Source organism: Pseudomonas marginalis, from assembly GCF_008692035.1.
Classification (GTDB): domain Bacteria; phylum Pseudomonadota; class Gammaproteobacteria; order Pseudomonadales; family Pseudomonadaceae; genus Aquipseudomonas; species Aquipseudomonas marginalis.
The window spans coordinates 2490022-2505980 of record NZ_VTFG01000001.1 but is presented as its reverse complement, the minus strand read 5'-3'; the positions used below and the strand labels follow the sequence as shown (position 1 = coordinate 2505980).

Here is a 15959-nt window from a genome sequence, read left to right as displayed (position 1 = left end):
ATGACCTGAACGTAGGAAGGGGCCTATGTGACCCCAGGAATTTTACCCTCGTCTTTTAAAACACTTGCGAGAGGTCTTTATGCACGATCCGTTCGAACAGTCTTTGCGTGACATGCTCAATGCCTCGCCGTCCAACCGTGACGACGATGCCTGCCTGGGCCGCGTATTGAAAACCGCTAACCGTCAGGTGGGCGCGGGTGACCTGTTCGGTCTGCTCGGCCGCTGGATGCCGGCGTTGATGATGGCCCTGAACAACGGTTCGGCCCACGTGTCTCCGGTTTCCCGTCGTAAACCTCTTGCTCGCACTGCTGATAAGGCTGATTGAATATGGAACTTGATCTCTGGACCCAGAGCCTGGTCACCGCGATGACCGCATTGTGGACCAAGGTGGCGAATTTCATCCCCAACCTGTTTGGTGCCCTGGTCCTGGTGTTGCTGGGCTTTGTCGTGGCCAAGCTGCTCGACACCCTGCTGTCCAAATTGCTCGCGAAACTGGGCCTTGACCGCCTGATGGCCGGCACCGGCCTGACCAAGCTGCTGGGCCGCGCCGGGTTGCAGGTGCCGATCTCCACGTTGATCGGCAAGATCGTCTATTGGTTTGTTTTGCTGATTTTTCTGGTTTCTGCGGCGCAATCCCTTGGACTTGAGCGAGTTTCAGCTACGCTCGACATGCTGGCGCTGTATTTACCGAAGGTTTTCGGCGGCGCGCTGGTGCTTCTCGTAGGCGTTTTGCTTGCTCAACTGGCCAATGGGCTGGTGCGCGGCGCCGCTGAAGGGGTGGGGTTGGATTATGCCGCTGGCCTGGGGCGCATCGCCCAGGGGTTGGTGATCATCATCAGTATTTCGGTCGCGATCAGCCAGTTGGAGGTCAAGACTGACCTGCTCAACCACGTGATCGTCATCGTTTTGATTACCGTTGGTCTGGCCGTTGCGCTGGCCATGGGCTTGGGAAGCCGGGAAATTGCCGGCCAGATTCTCGCGGGAATCTATGTGCGTGAGTTGTATCAGGTTGGGCAACAGGTGCGTGTGGGCGAGGTCGAAGGGCAAATCGAGGAGATCGGCACAGTCAAGACGACGGTGCTGACCGATGACGGCGACCTGGTGTCGCTGTCCAATCGGATTCTCCTCGAGCAGCAGGTCAGTAGCCGCTAACCCGGTAAACCCTGCTAATGTACGCCGCCGCAAGCCCGGCTGACCGGGCTGTAGCGGACATTGACCTGACTGTCGGCACGACTTGTTTTGAATAAAGCCCAAACGCTGTCCACGCGCTATGACCCCCGTGAGCTCTCTGATGAGGAGTTGGTCGCGCGCTCGCACACGGAGCTGTTTCACGTAACTCGCGCGTATGAAGAATTGATGCGCAGATATCAACGCACTCTGTTCAACGTTTGTTCAAGGTATTTAGGGAACGATAGAGATGCGGATGATGTCTGTCAGGAAGTGATGCTCAAGGTGCTGTACGGCCTGAAGAACTTCGAGGGCAAATCGAAGTTCAAGACGTGGCTGTACAGCATCACCTACAACGAGTGCATCACGCAGTATCGGAAGGAACGGCGAAAGCGTCGCTTGATGGACGCCTTGAGTCTGGACCCCCTTGAGGAGGCGTCTGAAGAAAAGGCGCCGGCACCCGAGGAAAAGGGCGGACTCGATCGCTGGCTGGTGTATGTGAACCCGATTGACCGGGAAATTCTGGTGCTACGATTTGTCGCAGAGCTGGAGTTCCAGGAAATCGCTGACATCATGCACATGGGTTTGAGTGCTACAAAAATGCGTTACAAGCGTGCTCTAGATAAATTACGTGAGAAATTTGCGGGCGAGACTGAAACTTAGTGCGTGGCAAATATCTCTTACGTGTAGGCAAGTTCTGTTAGACTTGTCGCCGAGTTGTCCCCCGGTTTGTGGGACTGCTTTACAATCACCAGATGGGGATTTAACGGATGAAACTGAAAAACACCTTGGGCTTGGCCATTGGTTCTCTTATTGCCGCTACTTCTTTCGGCGTTCTGGCACAAGGCCAAGGCGCAGTTGAAGGCGAGCTGTTCTACAAGAAGCAGTACAACGATAGCGTCAAGCACATCGAAGACGGCTTCAATCCTGGCGCTCGCATCGGTTACTTCCTGACCGACGACCTGTCCTTGAACCTGTCCTACGACAAGACCAACCACACCCGTTCGAACGACGGTACTGGTAACCAGAAGATCAAAGGCGATACCGGCAGCCTGGTTGCCCAGTATCACTTCGGTCAAGCTGGCGTAGACAGCCTGCGTCCATACGTAGAAGGCGGCTTCGGTCACCAGAGCCGTACCAACGTCCAGGCTGACGGCCACAGCGGTCGCGACCAGACTACCTTCGCTACCGTTGGTACCGGCGTGAAGTACTACTTCACCAACAACCTGTACGCTCGTGCCGGTGTTGAAGCTGACTACGGTCTGGACAACGGCAAGTGGGACTACTCCGCACTGGTTGGCCTGGGCGTGAACTTCGGCGGTAACGCTGGCGCAGCTGCTCCAGCTCCTACCCCAGCACCAGCTCCAGAGCCAACTCCAGAGCCAGAAGCTCCAGTTGCCCAGGTTGTTCGTGTTGAGCTGGACGTTAAGTTCGACTTCGACAAGGCCGTTGTTAAGCCTAACAGCTACGGCGACGTGAAAAACCTGGCCGACTTCATGGCTCAGTACCCAGCTACCAACGTAGAAGTTGCTGGTCACACTGACTCCGTAGGTCCAGACGCCTACAACCAGAAGCTGTCCCAGCGTCGTGCTGACGCTGTTAAGCAAGTCCTGGTTAAAGATGGCGTTCAGCCTAGCCGCATCACCGCGGTAGGTTACGGCGAATCCCGCCCAGTTGCTGACAACGCAACTGAAGCTGGTCGTGCTGTTAACCGTCGCGTAGAAGCGTCGGTTGAAGCTACCGCTCAGTAATTACTGAGATGTAGAAAAAACCCGGCTTCGGCCGGGTTTTTTTTCGCCTGGAATTTGCCTCAGGCGCTGACTGCGGCTGCGACATAAGCCGTCTGCTCGGCGGCCGCAACATGGCCGATCACCAGAATCGCCGGGCTCTTCAAGGCAAATGCCTGTGCGTCTTCATGCATCCGCGACAGCTCACTGCGGCATTCGCGCTGTTGGGGCAGTGAGGCGTTTTCGATCATCGCCACCGGCATATCTGCCGCCATCCCGCCTTCGAGCAATTGCTGGCGAATCTCCTCCAGCTTGGCCACTCCCATATACACCACCAATGTCGTCCCGCCCTCGGCCAACGCGCGCCAATTAAGGCTGCTGTCGTCCTGGGTATGGGCCGTGACCAGGGTCACACCGCGGCTGACGCCACGCAACGTCAGTGGAATCGCGCAATTCGTTGCCCCCGCCAGCCCGGCGGTGATCCCGTTGACCAACTCTACCTCGACGCCGCGTTCGCGCAGCCATACGGCTTCTTCGCCACCGCGGCCGAAAATGCACGGGTCACCCCCTTTCAGCCGCACTACGCACTTGCCTTGGCGGGCGTAACGCAGCATCAGGCGGTGGATAAAGTCCTGCGGGGTCGAGCGGCAGCCGCCGCGTTTGCCGACCGTGATCACCCGCGCTTCGGCGCAGTGCTCCAGCACTGCGGGGTTGACCAGGTCATCGATCAGTACCACATCGGCTTCGTGCAGGGCCCGTACAGCCTTGAGGGTCAACAGCTCCGGATCGCCAGGGCCCGCGCCCACCAGCCAGACTTTTGCGTTCATGGGTTTTTCCTCGTCTAGAGCTGACGTCAGTTGTGAAAGAGTGAATACAGAAGAATCAGATTGATCAGCATCGAGACCAGGCCCAAGGTGCGCCAGACCTTCAACGGCTCGCGCTCCAGCAGGGGCCTGGGGCGGATGCTCAGTTCATGGCGGTCCGCCTGTTCCAGCACCAGCAGCCATTCCTCGGCGGTTTCATAGCGATGCGCCGGCTGGGCAGCCACGGCGCGCTCCAGGCTCAGGGGGAGCCAATCGGGGAGATCCGGGCGATAGCGGCTGGCGCTGACAGCCTGGGCAAATCGAGGCCGTTGGAAGGCTTCGATTTCCCCGTAGGGGTAATGCCCGGTCAACAGGTAATACAAGGTGACGCCTACGCTGTACAAATCCTGCTGGGCTGTCGGACGGTCGCCATTGAACGCTTCGGGCGCGATAAAGCTCGGGGTGCCGGGCAGTACGTGGGCCCGGTCCTCGGAAAGACCCGGGCAGTAGGCCAGGCCGAAATCCAGCACGCGCAATTCACCGTCATCCCCCAGCAGCAGGTTTTCCGGCTTGATGTCGCGGTGCAGGATCTGCCGTCGGTGCAGCATGCCGACTGCGCGCAGCAAACGCTCGGCGACGGACTGCCATTGCGCCAGGGGCAATGGGCCCTGGTGCTGGAACAGCTCGGCCAGGGTCTGCCCCGGGTATTCCCGCATGACGTAGTACAAATGCTGGCGCCCGCTGGCGGCGTGCACCTCAGGAAAGGCACGCCCGGCTACCCGTCGCAAAAACCACTCTTCCGACAGTAATGCCTGGCCGGCGTCGCTGTCGTCGTCGCGGCTCAGTGGCAGGGTTTTCAGCAGCCAGGGTTGCTGTTGGGCATCGCGCACCCGGTACAGCAACGACTGCCTGCTTTGCGCCAGCACGCTGTCCACCTGCCAGCCTTCAAAGCGTTGCCCGGATTTCAGCAGCGGTGGCAAGGGCCATTGCTGCAATTGCACCAGGGCGTCACCGAGGGTGGCAGCGCCGAGTGTGTCGACGCGCACCAGCAAGGCGCTGGCATTGTCCTGGCTGCCCGCCAGGTGTGCGGCATTGACCAGCGTGGTGACCGCCAGGTCCAGGTCGGTTTGTTCGCGCAGGATCGCGCTGATGCTGTGATCGCCCAGGGTGGCCCAGACGCCGTCGCTGAGCAGCAGGAAGCACTCACCTTCACGCAATTGACCGTCGAGAAAATCCAGCACCAGGTGCTGATCCAGGCCGAGGGCACGCTTGAGCACGTGCTGCATGCCCGGTTGCTCCCACACATGGTCTTCGCTGATGCGCTGCAACTCACCGTCCAGCCAGCGATACGCCCGGCAATCACCGACATGGGCCAGGGTGAAACGCTGGCCGCGAAAGACCAGGGCACTGAGGGTGGTCAGCAACGGCTGGCCGCCGCCATTGGCCTGCAACCAGCGGTTTTGCGCCAGCAGCAAGCGCTCCAATGCCTGTGCCACACCCCAGGTTTGCGGCGTGGCGTAGTAATCCAGGGCCAGGGCTTGCAAAGTCGAGCGTGCGGCCAGGCCGCCGTCGGCGCACTGGCTCACACCGTCGGCCATGGCGCACAGGTAGCCTTTGCTCGCCGCCAGTTCCGCTGCGGGGGTGACGACCCGCAGCGCATCCTGGTTTTCCGCCCGTGGGCCGATGGCGCTGGCGTGGGCGACGCTCAGTTGCAGGCTCATCAGACGCGCGCAGCGGTCACTGCGGCCGAACCCCAGGTGGTTCTCCAGCGACGCTTGACGCCATGCAGGCCGAACCAGGCCAGTACGCCCAGGCTGGCGAACAGCCACAAGGCCAGTTGATAGCTGCCGGTGCTCTGCTTGATTGCGCCCATGCCCGCGGCCAGGGCGAAACCGCCGATGCCGCCGGCCATGCCGATCAAGCCGGTCATCACACCGATCTCACGCCGGAAACGCTGTGGCACCAACTGGAACACCGCGCCATTGCCCGCACCCAGGCCGAGCATGGTGCAGACGAAGAGCGCCAGTGCCGCGTAGGAGCTGGGCAGGTTGAAACCCACTGCCGCAATGCAGATTGCCGCGACACTGTACATGCCGAGCAGGGTGCGGATTCCGCCGAAACGGTCGGCCAGGGCGCCGCCCAGTGGGCGCATCAGGCTGCCACCGAACACGCAGGCGGCGGTGTAGTAGCCGGCAGTCATGGGGCTCAGGCCGTATTGGTCGTTGAAATAGCCGGGCAGGGCGCTGGCCAGGCCGATAAAACCGCCGAAGGTCACGCTGTAGAAAAACATGAACCACCAGCTGTCGCGGTCGCCCAGGGCCTTGAAGTAATCGGCCATGGACTTGGCTTTCGGCCGCTCGGGTGCATTGCGTGCCAGCCAGGCGAAGACGATCAGCGTCAGGATCAGCGGAATCAGCGCAAAGCCGAACACATTGCTCCAGCCAAACGCCGCCGCCAGCACAGGGGCTAGCAACGCCGCGAACACCGTGCCCGAGTTACCCGCACCGGCGATGCCCATGGCCTTGCCCTGGTGTTCGGCCGGGTACCATTGGGACGCCAGCGGCAGTGCCACCGCAAAGGACGCGCCGGCCATGCCGAGGAACAGTCCCAGCAACAAGGCTTGTTCGTAGCTGTGAATCCCCAGTTTCCAGGCGCTGAACAAGGCGACGATCACAATCACCTGGCCAATCAGCCCGGCGGTCTTGGGCGACAGCTTGTCCGCCAGCATGCCCATCAGGAAACGCAGCACCGCGCCGGCCAGGATCGGCGTCGCCACCATCAGGCCGCGTTGTTGGGTGGTCAGGTGCAGGTCGGCGGCAATCTGCACCGCCAGGGGGCCCAATAAATACCAGACCATGAAACTCAGGTCGAAATACAGGAACGCGGCAAACAGGGTCGGGGTGTGCCCGGATTTCCAGAAGCTTGATTTCATCACGCACCTCAACGGTTGGGAGTCTTGTAAGAAGGCCTGGTGATGGAGCTGCCGGCTGAGGCCGCCCCACCGGCCCCGTGCTACCGGGGCCAAAACAAAAAAACGCCGCCACCGGGTTCGCAAGGGCAAACCGGGTGTGCGACGTCTTTGTCGTGAAGGGGCAACCGCCGTTGGTTACCTGTGGTGATTACTTAGCAAGTCCTGCGCCAACATGCTGGCCGTAGTGTGCTCAGCCGAGCAGTTCACTCATGGCGATGATCTGCTCCGCCACCTGGATCAGTTTCTGCTGGCGGCTCATGGCCTGGCGGCGCATCAGGGTGTAGGCCTCTTCCTCATTGCAGGCCTTCATTTTCATCAGCATGCCCTTGGCCAACTCGATGCGCTTGCGCTCGGCCAACTGCTGGTCACGGGCCTGGAGCTGGGCGCGCAAGGCTTGGTCGCTCTCGAAGCGAGCCATGGCCACGTCGAGGATCGGTTGCAGGCGCTGCGCCTGAATGCCTTCGACGATGTAGGCGCTGACCCCCGACTTGATCGCCTGGCGCATCACGTCGGGGTCGTGCTCGTCGGTAAACATCACGATGGGCCGGGGCTGGTCGCGGCTGACCAGCACCACTTGCTCCATCACATCGCGGCCCGGTGACTCGGTATCGATCAGGATGACGTCCGGGCGCACCGTTTCGACGCGCGCAGGCAGGTCGATGGTCAGGCCGGATTCATCGATCACTTCAAAACCAGCCTCGATCAGCGCTGTCCTCAGGCGGCCGACTTTGCGTGGCGTGTCGTTGATCAACAGGATTCGCAGCATGGAAATCCTCCTGTCAGCGCAAGGCTTGGCGGCTGGTAGGGTCCGCCATGGCATGCAGGCGGAAGCTGCGCGCGTAGCCGGCGGGATCCGAGCCGTCCCAGATCTTGCCGTCGATCAGTTGACTGCTGCGCATGTCCTGGCCGTTGTCGCCGAGGCCCAGTGCCTCGGCGGCCTGACGATACAGCGCCAGCTGTTGCACTTGGCGCGCCACGCCCAGGTAGTCAGGGTCTTCGCGCAGCAGGCCCCAGCGTCGAAACTGGGTCATGAACCACATGCCATCGCAGAGGTAGGGCAGGTTGACCTCGCCATCGGCAAAAAAACGCAGGGCGTGGGGGTCCTGCCATTGGTTGCCCAGGCCGTCGTCATAGGCGCCCAGCAAGCGCGGCTCGATGCAGTCGAGCGGGGCATCGAGGTACTCGCGGCCACTGAGCAGTTGTGCGGTGGAGCGACGGTTTTCGGTGTTTTGCTCGATAAAGCGGCTGGCCTCCAGGATCGCCATCACCAGCACGCGGGCGGTGTTGGGGTACTGGTCGACAAATGCCTGGGTGCAGCCGAGCACCTTTTCCGGATGGTTCGGCCAGATCGCCTGGCTGGTCGCCAGGGTAAAGCCCTGGTTTTGCTTGACGGCACTGGCGCACCAGGGCTCGCCGACGCAAAAGCCATCGATACGCCCGGCCTGCAGGTGCGCGAGCATTTGCGGGGGTGGTACCACGACGCTGTCCACATCCTGTAGCGGATGAATGCCTTGGCTCGCCAGCCAGTAGTACAACCACATGGCGTGAGTGCCTGTGGGAAAGGTCTGGGCGAAAGTCAGTTTTGTTCGGCTTTGGTGCACATGACGGTCCAGCGCCTCAGGAGTGACCACGCCCTGCTGTTGCAGGCTGCGGGACAGGTTGATGCTTTGGCCGTTCTGGTTCAGCCCCATCAAGACTGCCATGTCGGTAGGTGCGACGCCGCCGATGCCCAGGTGCACGGCATAGACCAGCCCGTACAGGCTGTGGGCGGCGTCCAGCTCGCCGCTGACCAGTTTGTCCCGCAGGTTGGCCCATGAAGATTGGCGCTTGAGGTTGAGGGTCAAGCCATAAGGCTGTGCGAAACCCTGGGTCGCCGCCACCACCAGGGATGCGCAATCGCTCAAGGCCATGAAGCCCAGGTCAAGGCTGCTCTTTTCCGGGGCATCACTGCCGTTGACCCAGGCCAGCGGGTCGTTCGTCGGGCTGTTGCCAACCGAATCGTTCATCAACACCTACCTTTTCTTTCACAAAAAAGCGTCGTTCCCTCAGATGGCGATGCAAGGCCATTGCGGGTAACGACGCCTTTGTCCGTAAGCCCGCTCCGCCGTTGGTGCGCGCCTTGATACAGAGTCCGTAGCAAGGCACATGCCACGGGCCGATGGGCGCCGCCAGCCGTCAACTTTTCATCAAGATTGAAACTCGGCTGCCTCTCAGTATGGCCGCTTCTTACTGCCAGGCCGCCCAGGAAATCCCAGGTGTACGCTCACTTTTCCGTAACCACTCCCTGTCTCTGGCTGCTGCTTGCCGCGCTGATGCTGGGAAGTGCCGGTGCCCGGGGCGAAATCTACCAGGCGCAGGACGAGAGCCTGCATACCGTCTTTACCGCCTTGTCCGTGCCCATGGGCCTGCCCATCGTCGTGAGCGGTGAAGTGGCGCGCATACGCATCAGCGAGGTCATTGACCTCGCTATGCCGCTGCACGCCCTGGAGACGCTTGCGTTGCAGTACGGCTTGATCTGGTACAGCGATGGCCAGGCGCTCTATCTCTACAACGCCAGCGAGGCAAAACGTTCGGCAGTGGTGCTGAGGCATATATCTGTCGAGCGGTTTCGTGGCCTCATGCGCCGTTGGGGGCTTGATGAGACGCGCTACCCCCTGCGCGTGAGCGGGGCACGCACATTCGATGTGTCCGGCCCACCTCATTATGTCGACCACGTTTTGCGCCTTGCCCAATTGATGGATCGCGAGCGTGCTGAGTTACAAGTAGGTAACCAGGCGTTTGCTGTCGTTCAGGTACTCAACACCCACGTGGCAGACCGCGGCTATGCCATGGGTGACGAAAAGGTCACGGTGCCGGGAATCGCGTCGACGATCGAAACCCTGTTGGGTTCCGAACAGAAGGGACCGCTGGCCGACAAGAACCTGGTGGTGATCGCATACCCGGATACCAATAGCCTGCTGATCAAGGGTAAACCTGCGCAGTTGGGGTTCATCGAGCGCCTGGTGGCGGAGTTGGACACGCCCAAGCGTTCTATCGAAGTCTCGCTCTGGATGGTGGATGTGGACCGTAACGAGCTGAAAAAGCTGGGTTTTGACTGGGACAAGGATGGGAAGGCCCAGGCCACGCGCATTCTGGAGCCGATGGACGATAACCGCGTGATGGCGCAAATCGCCACGCTGGAGCGCCGGCGGCGAGCAAGGGTGATGACGTTGCCGGTGATTCTCACCCAGGAGAATGTGCCGGCCGTGTTCCAGGATAACCACACCTTCTACCTGCCTGCTCCCGGAGCCGACCATGCTGATTGGAAGCCCGTGCAATACGGCTCCCAGGTCAGCGTACTGCCGCGTTTTGCCGAAGCGAACCAGATCGAGATGCTGCTCCATGTCGAGGATGGTCGACAATTGAGCCAGGCGGGGCGGCGCGGCAAACCGACCGCGGTCGGACGGGTGAGTGCCAGCAGTGTGGTGAGGGTCGCGCAGGGCAAGCGCCTGTGGCTGGGAGCGTTCAGCCGTGAGGCGCATGAGCCGGGACGCAGCACCGCTCCAGCCGGCCCGGCCAAGGTTCGCCTGTTTGTGATTCAGGCCCGGGCCGCGGGTAGCGAGTTGAAGGCGTTGGCCACAGGCGTGGGCGCAACACCGTTGAGTGCGGCGCAATACGAGCGCGTGCAACGTGCGTTTGTACGCCCGGGTCGCGATAGCTCTCCGTGAATAAGGTGTTGACCCATGCATTTGGAAATTCTTCTACAGGAACAACTGATCAGCCGCAGGCGCCTGGCAGCTTTTGCTGCTGGAAAGGTGCTGCCATTGTCGCCGGGCATCATCCACTGCGTGGAAGTTCGGGTTAATGGCCGGTTGCTCGCATTGGGCGAGTTGGTGCAACTGGAGGATCGGTTGGGTGTTGAGTTGCACGAGGTCTATAAATGGGGGAGCGCCTGACGTATGTGGGTGAAGTGTCTTACAGGGTGTTGCTAAAAAGCGTCGGCTGTATGGGTTTTTTCCTAGCGTGGGCTGCAAGGTGGTTTTTTATAGTCGTGATGTGGGCACAAGAGCCAGTACTGGAAAATAAGGACTTCAATGTCAGTAGTCGGATGTCGAGGTAGATATGGCCGTCGTGAATGATGAGTTGACGACGACGTCCCTGCTCTTTTCCCAGTGGACGCTGCATGGCGATGGTCGCCTGACCGGCGACGGCAGCGACGTCCAGTTGCCACCCAAGGAGCTGCATGTTTTGCGGCTGTTGTTGGTCTCTGGCGGTGCACTGATGACCAAGGATCGTTTGCTGGAGTTGGCCTGGCCCCAGGGGGAGGTCGCCGAGGAGTCGCTGACCCGTTGCATTTATTCGCTGCGCAAGCATCTTGGCGCTGACAAAGGCTTTATCAAGACCATTTATGGTCGCGGGTATCGCTTTACATGCCCTGTGAAGGCTGCGCGGCAGGGGCCCGGGCCTATGGATACCGTGCCGCATGTGTGTTCGGCCTGTGGCCAAGTCAGTCATGGCTGAGTTCTGGCGCCGGCTGCTGTGGCTTGGCCTGGTGACGAGCGGCAATCAGGCACTGGCCTATTGCTGGGAGGAAACCGCCCATCGCTACGATATCGAGCCGGAGTTGCTACAGGCTATCGCCGCCGTGGAGTCGGATTTTCGCCCGGATGCGATGAACTACGCCAACGGTAACGGCACACGGGATATCGGCCTGATGCAGATCAACAGTATCCATTTGCCTCGCCTGCTCAAGCTGGGTATCACCGAGGAAAGGCTGTTGAGTGAGCCCTGCCTGTCGGTGGAAGTCGGGGCGTCCATACTGGCCGAGTTTATCCAGCGTTTTGGCTACAACTGGACGGCGGTGGGGTCCTACAATGTCGGGCCCGGCTCCGGCCCTGAGCGCGACGCGTTGCGCATGCGCTATGCAGAAAAAATCTGGGCACGTTATGAGGCCCTGGTACAGCAACGCTACTGACGTTTGGGCGGCGCGCCTCGCGTGCACCCCGCCACCCCGCTATAATCGCCGCCACCTTTCGCCGCCATCCGAGTCTAGCCCGCCCATGTATACCCTGGCCCGCCAGCTGTTGTTCAAACTCTCCCCGGAAACCTCCCACGATCTGTCCCTGGACCTGATCGGCGCCGGTGGCCGCCTGGGGCTCAATGGCCTGGTATGCAAGGCACCGGCGAAAATGCCGGTGTCGGTGATGGGGCTCGACTTCCCCAACCCGGTCGGACTGGCCGCCGGCCTGGACAAGAACGGTGCGGCCATCGATGGCTTCGCGCAGTTGGGTTTCGGTTTTGTGGAGATCGGCACCGTGACGCCACGACCGCAACCGGGTAACCCAAAGCCGCGTATCTTTCGCCTGCCGGAAGCCGAGGCGATCATCAATCGCATGGGGTTCAACAACCTGGGCGTCGATCATCTGCTGTCGCGTGTCGAGGCCGCAAAGTACAAGGGCATCCTCGGCATCAATATCGGCAAGAACTTCGACACGCCGGTCGAGCGCGCAGTGGATGACTACCTGATCTGCCTGGACAAGGTCTACGCCCACGCCAGCTATGTCACCGTCAACGTCAGCTCGCCCAACACCCCGGGCCTGCGCAGCCTGCAGTTCGGCGATTCGCTCAAGCAACTGCTCGAAGCCCTGCGCCAACGCCAGGAAGACCTGGCCGTGCGCCATGGCAAGCGCGTGCCGCTGGCAATCAAGATCGCCCCGGACATGAGTGACGAAGAAACCGTGCTGGTGGCCCAGGCACTGATGGATGCGGGCATGGATGCGGTCATCGCGACCAACACCACCCTCAGCCGTGTCGGCGTCGAAGGGTTGGCCCATGGCGATGAAGCGGGCGGCCTGTCGGGTGCGCCAGTGCGTGACAAGAGCACCCATATCGTCAAGGTGCTGGCCGCTGAGCTGGCCGGGCGTTTGCCGATCATCGCGGTGGGCGGCATTACCGAAGGCAAGCATGCCGCCGAGAAGATCGCTGCGGGCGCCAGCCTGGTGCAGTTGTACTCTGGTTTTATTTATAAGGGCCCGGCGTTGATCCGCCAGTCAGTGGATGCGATTGCGGCCTTGCGCTGATAGTAGATGCACGCTGGGCGGGGAATGGTCATTAAAAACACCGCCAATAAAAAGGGCTCCTTAAGAGGAGCCCCTGGGCCGAAGCCCGCCGCCTGGATAGGGCGTGCGTGGTTAAGTCGCTACATATTCGAGGTGGTGTCGGAATTAAATGCCCTTGATTAGCCGACGGCGTGAAGTTCGTTGAGTCTGTGGATTCCCGCAGTGCCAGTCATACCGTCCCAGTTGTCGCCGCGTCCTTCTCGCCAGCCGTTGATCCAGGCTTGGCGTACCGACGGTAGAGTAAATGGGCAAAGCTCACGGGATTTGCCATGAACGCCATATTGATATCCGCGTAAAAATGCTCTTTCCAACGGATCACGCTTAAGTCTTCTCATAGGGTGTTTCCCTCACTTGTTGACTGTCTTGATATCCTTCGGCCTCGTCTGAGGCCGGGCAGAGTTTTTCTGCCGTTGGTGGGCTCGCTGCCGGCGTGGCGAGCCTATGTGTCGGCGTCGTTGCGGCGCCAACCTGTGTTGAGTTCTAACCAATAGGTCACATGGATTCAATGATCGTTTTGTCATAAGCACGTAACGATAACGATGCTATAGCCATAAGCTGGGATGGCTTTTCGCCCCATTTGTTGGGCAAAGCCAGCTATGATGCACCCTGCAAAGAGGATGGGTTTAATCCTTTAGTGAGAATATCCTTCTGTTGCTGTCGGTTATTATTCGACGAAGGGTCGGAATATTTCTTTTTGTTGCGTCAAATTCTCTCTCTGCCCCGTCAATAAAGGCTCCAAGGCCCGTCAGACGGGGTGGAACGGCACATTCGTGCCACGCGAGCACTCTTAAGAAAAGTGCTTGATTGAAAACCGAGCCGGCGATGCGTCGCCCGTTCACTTATTGCTGAAAAGCCTGGAATGCCCCATGTCGGACCGTTTTGAACTCTTCCTCACCTGCCCCAAGGGCCTCGAAGGCCTGCTGATCGAGGAAGCCGTCGGGCTTGGCCTTGAGGAAGCCCGCGAGCACACCTCGGCCGTGCGCGGCATGGCCGACATGGAAACCGCCTACCGCCTGTGCCTCTGGTCGCGCCTGGCCAACCGTGTGTTGCTGGTGCTCAAGCGCTTCCCAATGAAGGACGCCGAAGACCTCTACCACGGCGTGCTGGATATTGAATGGGCCGATCACATGGTTTCTGACGGTACCCTGGCGGTGGAATTCAGCGGTCACGGCTCAGGCATCGACAACACCCACTTCGGCGCGCTGAAGGTCAAGGATGCGATCGTCGACAAGCTGCGCACCCCGACCGGCGAACGCCCGTCCGTCGACAAGATCAACCCCGACCTGCGCATCCACCTGCGCCTGGACCGTGGCGAAGCGATCCTGTCCCTCGACCTGTCCGGCCACAGCCTGCACCAGCGCGGCTACCGCCTGCAGCAGGGCGCCGCGCCGTTGAAGGAAAACCTCGCGGCGGCGATCCTGATTCGTGCCGGCTGGCCGCGCATTGCTGCCGAAGGCGGCGCGCTGACTGACCCGATGTGCGGCGTGGGCACCTTCCTGGTGGAAGGGGCGATGATCGCCGCCGACATGGCACCTAACCTGAATCGCGAATTGTGGGGCTTCACCACCTGGCTCGGCCACGTCCCGGCGCTGTGGAAAAAACTCCACGCCGAAGCCACTGAACGCGCGGCGATCGGCATGAACAAGCCGCCGTTGTGGGTGCGGGGCTACGAAGCCGACCCGCGCCTGATCCAGCCCGCCCGCAACAACATCGAGCGCGCCGGCCTGAGCCACTGGATCAAGGTGTACCAGGGCGAAGTCGGCACCTTCGAGCCGCGCCCGGACCAGAACCAGAAAGGCCTGGTGATCTGCAACCCGCCCTACGGCGAGCGCTTGGGTGACGAAGCCAGCCTGTTGTACCTCTACCAGAACCTCGGCGAGCGCCTGCGCCAGGCCTGCATGGGCTGGGAAGCGGCGGTGTTCACTGGCGCGCCGGACCTGGGCAAGCGCATGGGGATCCGCAGCCACAAGCAGTATTCGTTCTGGAACGGCGCATTGCCGTGCAAGTTGCTGCTGATCAAGGTCAACCCGGATCAGTTCGTCACCGGCGAGCGCCGTACCCCGGAACAGCGCCAGGCCGAACGTGAGCAGGCCGTTTACGACCAGGCTCCGGTCGAGCCGCAGGAACGCCAGTACAACAAGAACGGCAACCCGATCAAGCCCGCCCCGGCCCCCGTGGTCGAGCAGGCGCGCCTGAGCGAAGGCGGGCAGATGTTCGCCAACCGCCTGCAAAAGAACCTCAAGCTGCTGGGCAAGTGGGCCAAGCGTGAAGGGGTGGATTGCTACCGCGTCTACGACGCCGATATGCCTGAATACTCCATGGCCATCGACCTGTACCACGACTGGGTCCACGTCCAGGAATACGCTGCGCCAAAATCCATCGACCCGGAAAAAGCCTCGGCCCGCATGTTCGACGCCCTGGCGGCCATTCCCCAGGCGCTGAACATCGACAAGAGCCGCGTGGTGGTCAAGCGTCGCGAGCGCCAGAGCGGTACCAAGCAATACGAGCGCCAGAGTGCCCAGGGCAAGTTCACCGAGGTCAGCGAAGGCGGCGTGAAGCTGCTGGTCAACCTCACCGACTACCTGGACACCGGTCTGTTCCTCGACCACCGTCCGATGCGCATGCGTATCCAAAAGGAAGCGGCCGGCAAGCGTTTCCTCAACCTGTATTGCTACACCGCCACCGCCAGTGTGCACGCAGCCAAGGGTGGCGCGCGTAGCACCACCAGTGTCGACCTGTCCAAGACCTACCTGGACTGGGCACGTCGCAACTTCTCGCTCAACGGTTTTTCCGACAAGAACCGCCTGGAGCAGGGCGATGTGATGGCCTGGCTGGAGGCCAGCCGCGATGAGTTCGACATGATCTTCATCGACCCGCCGACCTTCTCCAACTCCAAGCGCATGGAAGGTATCTTCGACGTCCAGCGCGACCACGTGCAGTTGCTCGACCTGGCCATGGCGCGCCTGGCACCGGGTGGCGTGCTGTACTTCTCGAACAACTTCCGCAAGTTCCAGCTGGAGGACAATCTCAGCGAACGCTATGCGGTCGAGGAAATCAGCGACAAGACCCTCGATCCGGATTTTGCGCGTAATGCGAAGATCCACCGGGCGTGGAAAATCACTGCTCGCTGATCGCCGCCACGAAAAAGCCGCAAGCCTGGACTATTCCGGGCTTGCGGCTTTTTTACGCTGGT

Annotated in this window: 16 protein-coding genes; 10 read left to right on the top strand and 6 right to left on the bottom strand. The window is 60.9% G+C overall.

Annotation, left to right across the window (positions count from 1 at the left end; genetic code table 11):
• The first annotated feature begins 79 nt into the window (after positions 1 to 79).
• From FX984_RS11650 to FX984_RS11635, 4 genes are all read left to right on the top strand, one after another.
• A complete protein-coding gene (locus FX984_RS11650) occupies positions 80 to 325 on the top strand; it encodes a hypothetical protein (RefSeq protein ID WP_015885347.1) in 246 nt (81 codons plus the stop codon).
• Between the two features lie 2 nt (positions 326 to 327).
• Positions 328 to 1152, top strand: coding sequence for a mechanosensitive ion channel family protein (locus tag FX984_RS11645; RefSeq protein ID WP_003175519.1), 825 nt, complete (start codon positions 328 to 330; stop codon positions 1150 to 1152).
• A gap of 87 nt (positions 1153 to 1239) precedes the next feature.
• The gene (gene sigX, locus FX984_RS11640) at positions 1240 to 1830 is read left to right on the top strand and encodes an RNA polymerase sigma factor SigX (protein WP_010208495.1); all 591 of its coding nucleotides are present in this window, start codon (positions 1240 to 1242) and stop codon (positions 1828 to 1830) included.
• Positions 1831 to 1937: 107 nt separating this feature from the next.
• On the top strand, positions 1938 to 2918 hold the full coding sequence (locus FX984_RS11635; RefSeq protein WP_027603686.1) for an OmpA family protein: 981 nt from the start codon (positions 1938 to 1940) through the stop codon (positions 2916 to 2918).
• A gap of 59 nt (positions 2919 to 2977) precedes the next feature.
• Here FX984_RS11635 and cobA read toward each other — a convergent pair whose 3' ends face one another.
• The 5 genes from cobA to FX984_RS11610 form a co-directional block, all read right to left on the bottom strand.
• The gene (gene cobA / locus FX984_RS11630) at positions 2978 to 3721 is read right to left on the bottom strand and encodes a uroporphyrinogen-III C-methyltransferase (RefSeq protein ID WP_065924776.1); all 744 of its coding nucleotides are present in this window, start codon (positions 3719 to 3721) and stop codon (positions 2978 to 2980) included.
• 26 nt (positions 3722 to 3747) lie between these two features.
• Positions 3748 to 5418: a bifunctional protein-serine/threonine kinase/phosphatase gene (locus tag FX984_RS11625; RefSeq protein WP_027603688.1), complete on the bottom strand. Its 1671-nt coding sequence runs from the start codon at positions 5416 to 5418 to the stop codon at positions 3748 to 3750.
• Positions 5418 to 6629 carry a nitrate/nitrite transporter gene (locus FX984_RS11620; RefSeq protein WP_027603689.1) on the bottom strand — a complete coding sequence of 404 codons (1212 nt, stop codon included), beginning with the start codon at positions 6627 to 6629 and terminating at the stop codon, positions 5418 to 5420. Before FX984_RS11620 ends, FX984_RS11625 begins: the two co-directional genes overlap by 1 nt.
• 229 nt (positions 6630 to 6858) lie before the next feature.
• Positions 6859 to 7434 (bottom strand): ANTAR domain-containing response regulator, encoded by a 576-nt coding sequence (locus FX984_RS11615; RefSeq protein WP_027603690.1) that lies wholly within the window; start codon positions 7432 to 7434, stop codon positions 6859 to 6861.
• A 13-nt stretch (positions 7435 to 7447) separates the two neighbouring features.
• The gene (locus FX984_RS11610) at positions 7448 to 8674 is read right to left on the bottom strand and encodes a CmpA/NrtA family ABC transporter substrate-binding protein (RefSeq protein ID WP_027603691.1); all 1227 of its coding nucleotides are present in this window, start codon (positions 8672 to 8674) and stop codon (positions 7448 to 7450) included.
• 306 nt (positions 8675 to 8980) lie between these two features.
• On the opposite strand from FX984_RS11610, the gene sctC reads away from it, so the two are divergent.
• The 5 genes from sctC (at position 8981) to FX984_RS11585 (ending at position 12727) form a co-directional block, all read left to right on the top strand.
• Positions 8981 to 10375, top strand: a complete 1395-nt coding sequence (gene sctC, locus FX984_RS11605) for a type III secretion system outer membrane ring subunit SctC (RefSeq protein WP_146476770.1) — start codon at positions 8981 to 8983, stop codon at positions 10373 to 10375.
• Between the two features lie 15 nt (positions 10376 to 10390).
• Entirely contained in the window at positions 10391 to 10603 is a 213-nt protein-coding gene (locus tag FX984_RS11600; protein WP_027603693.1) for a FliM/FliN family flagellar motor switch protein, read from the top strand.
• A 166-nt stretch (positions 10604 to 10769) separates the two neighbouring features.
• Positions 10770 to 11168, top strand: coding sequence for a winged helix-turn-helix domain-containing protein (locus FX984_RS11595; protein WP_027603695.1), 399 nt, complete (start codon positions 10770 to 10772; stop codon positions 11166 to 11168).
• On the top strand, positions 11161 to 11622 hold the full coding sequence (locus FX984_RS11590) for a transglycosylase SLT domain-containing protein (protein WP_027603696.1): 462 nt from the start codon (positions 11161 to 11163) through the stop codon (positions 11620 to 11622). The genes FX984_RS11595 and FX984_RS11590 overlap by 8 nt, the downstream gene beginning before the upstream one ends.
• Before the next feature lie 85 nt (positions 11623 to 11707).
• Positions 11708 to 12727, top strand: coding sequence for a quinone-dependent dihydroorotate dehydrogenase (locus FX984_RS11585; protein WP_146476748.1), 1020 nt, complete (start codon positions 11708 to 11710; stop codon positions 12725 to 12727).
• 158 nt (positions 12728 to 12885) lie between these two features.
• On the opposite strand, the gene rmf is transcribed toward FX984_RS11585, so the two are convergent.
• A complete protein-coding gene (rmf, locus tag FX984_RS11580; RefSeq protein ID WP_002553055.1) occupies positions 12886 to 13101 on the bottom strand; it encodes a ribosome modulation factor in 216 nt (71 codons plus the stop codon).
• Positions 13102 to 13632: 531 nt separating this feature from the next.
• Here rmf and rlmKL point away from each other — a divergent pair.
• Entirely contained in the window at positions 13633 to 15897 is a 2265-nt protein-coding gene (gene rlmKL / locus FX984_RS11575) for a bifunctional 23S rRNA (guanine(2069)-N(7))-methyltransferase RlmK/23S rRNA (guanine(2445)-N(2))-methyltransferase RlmL (protein ID WP_146476747.1), read from the top strand.
• Positions 15898 to 15959: the final 62 nt, after the last annotated feature.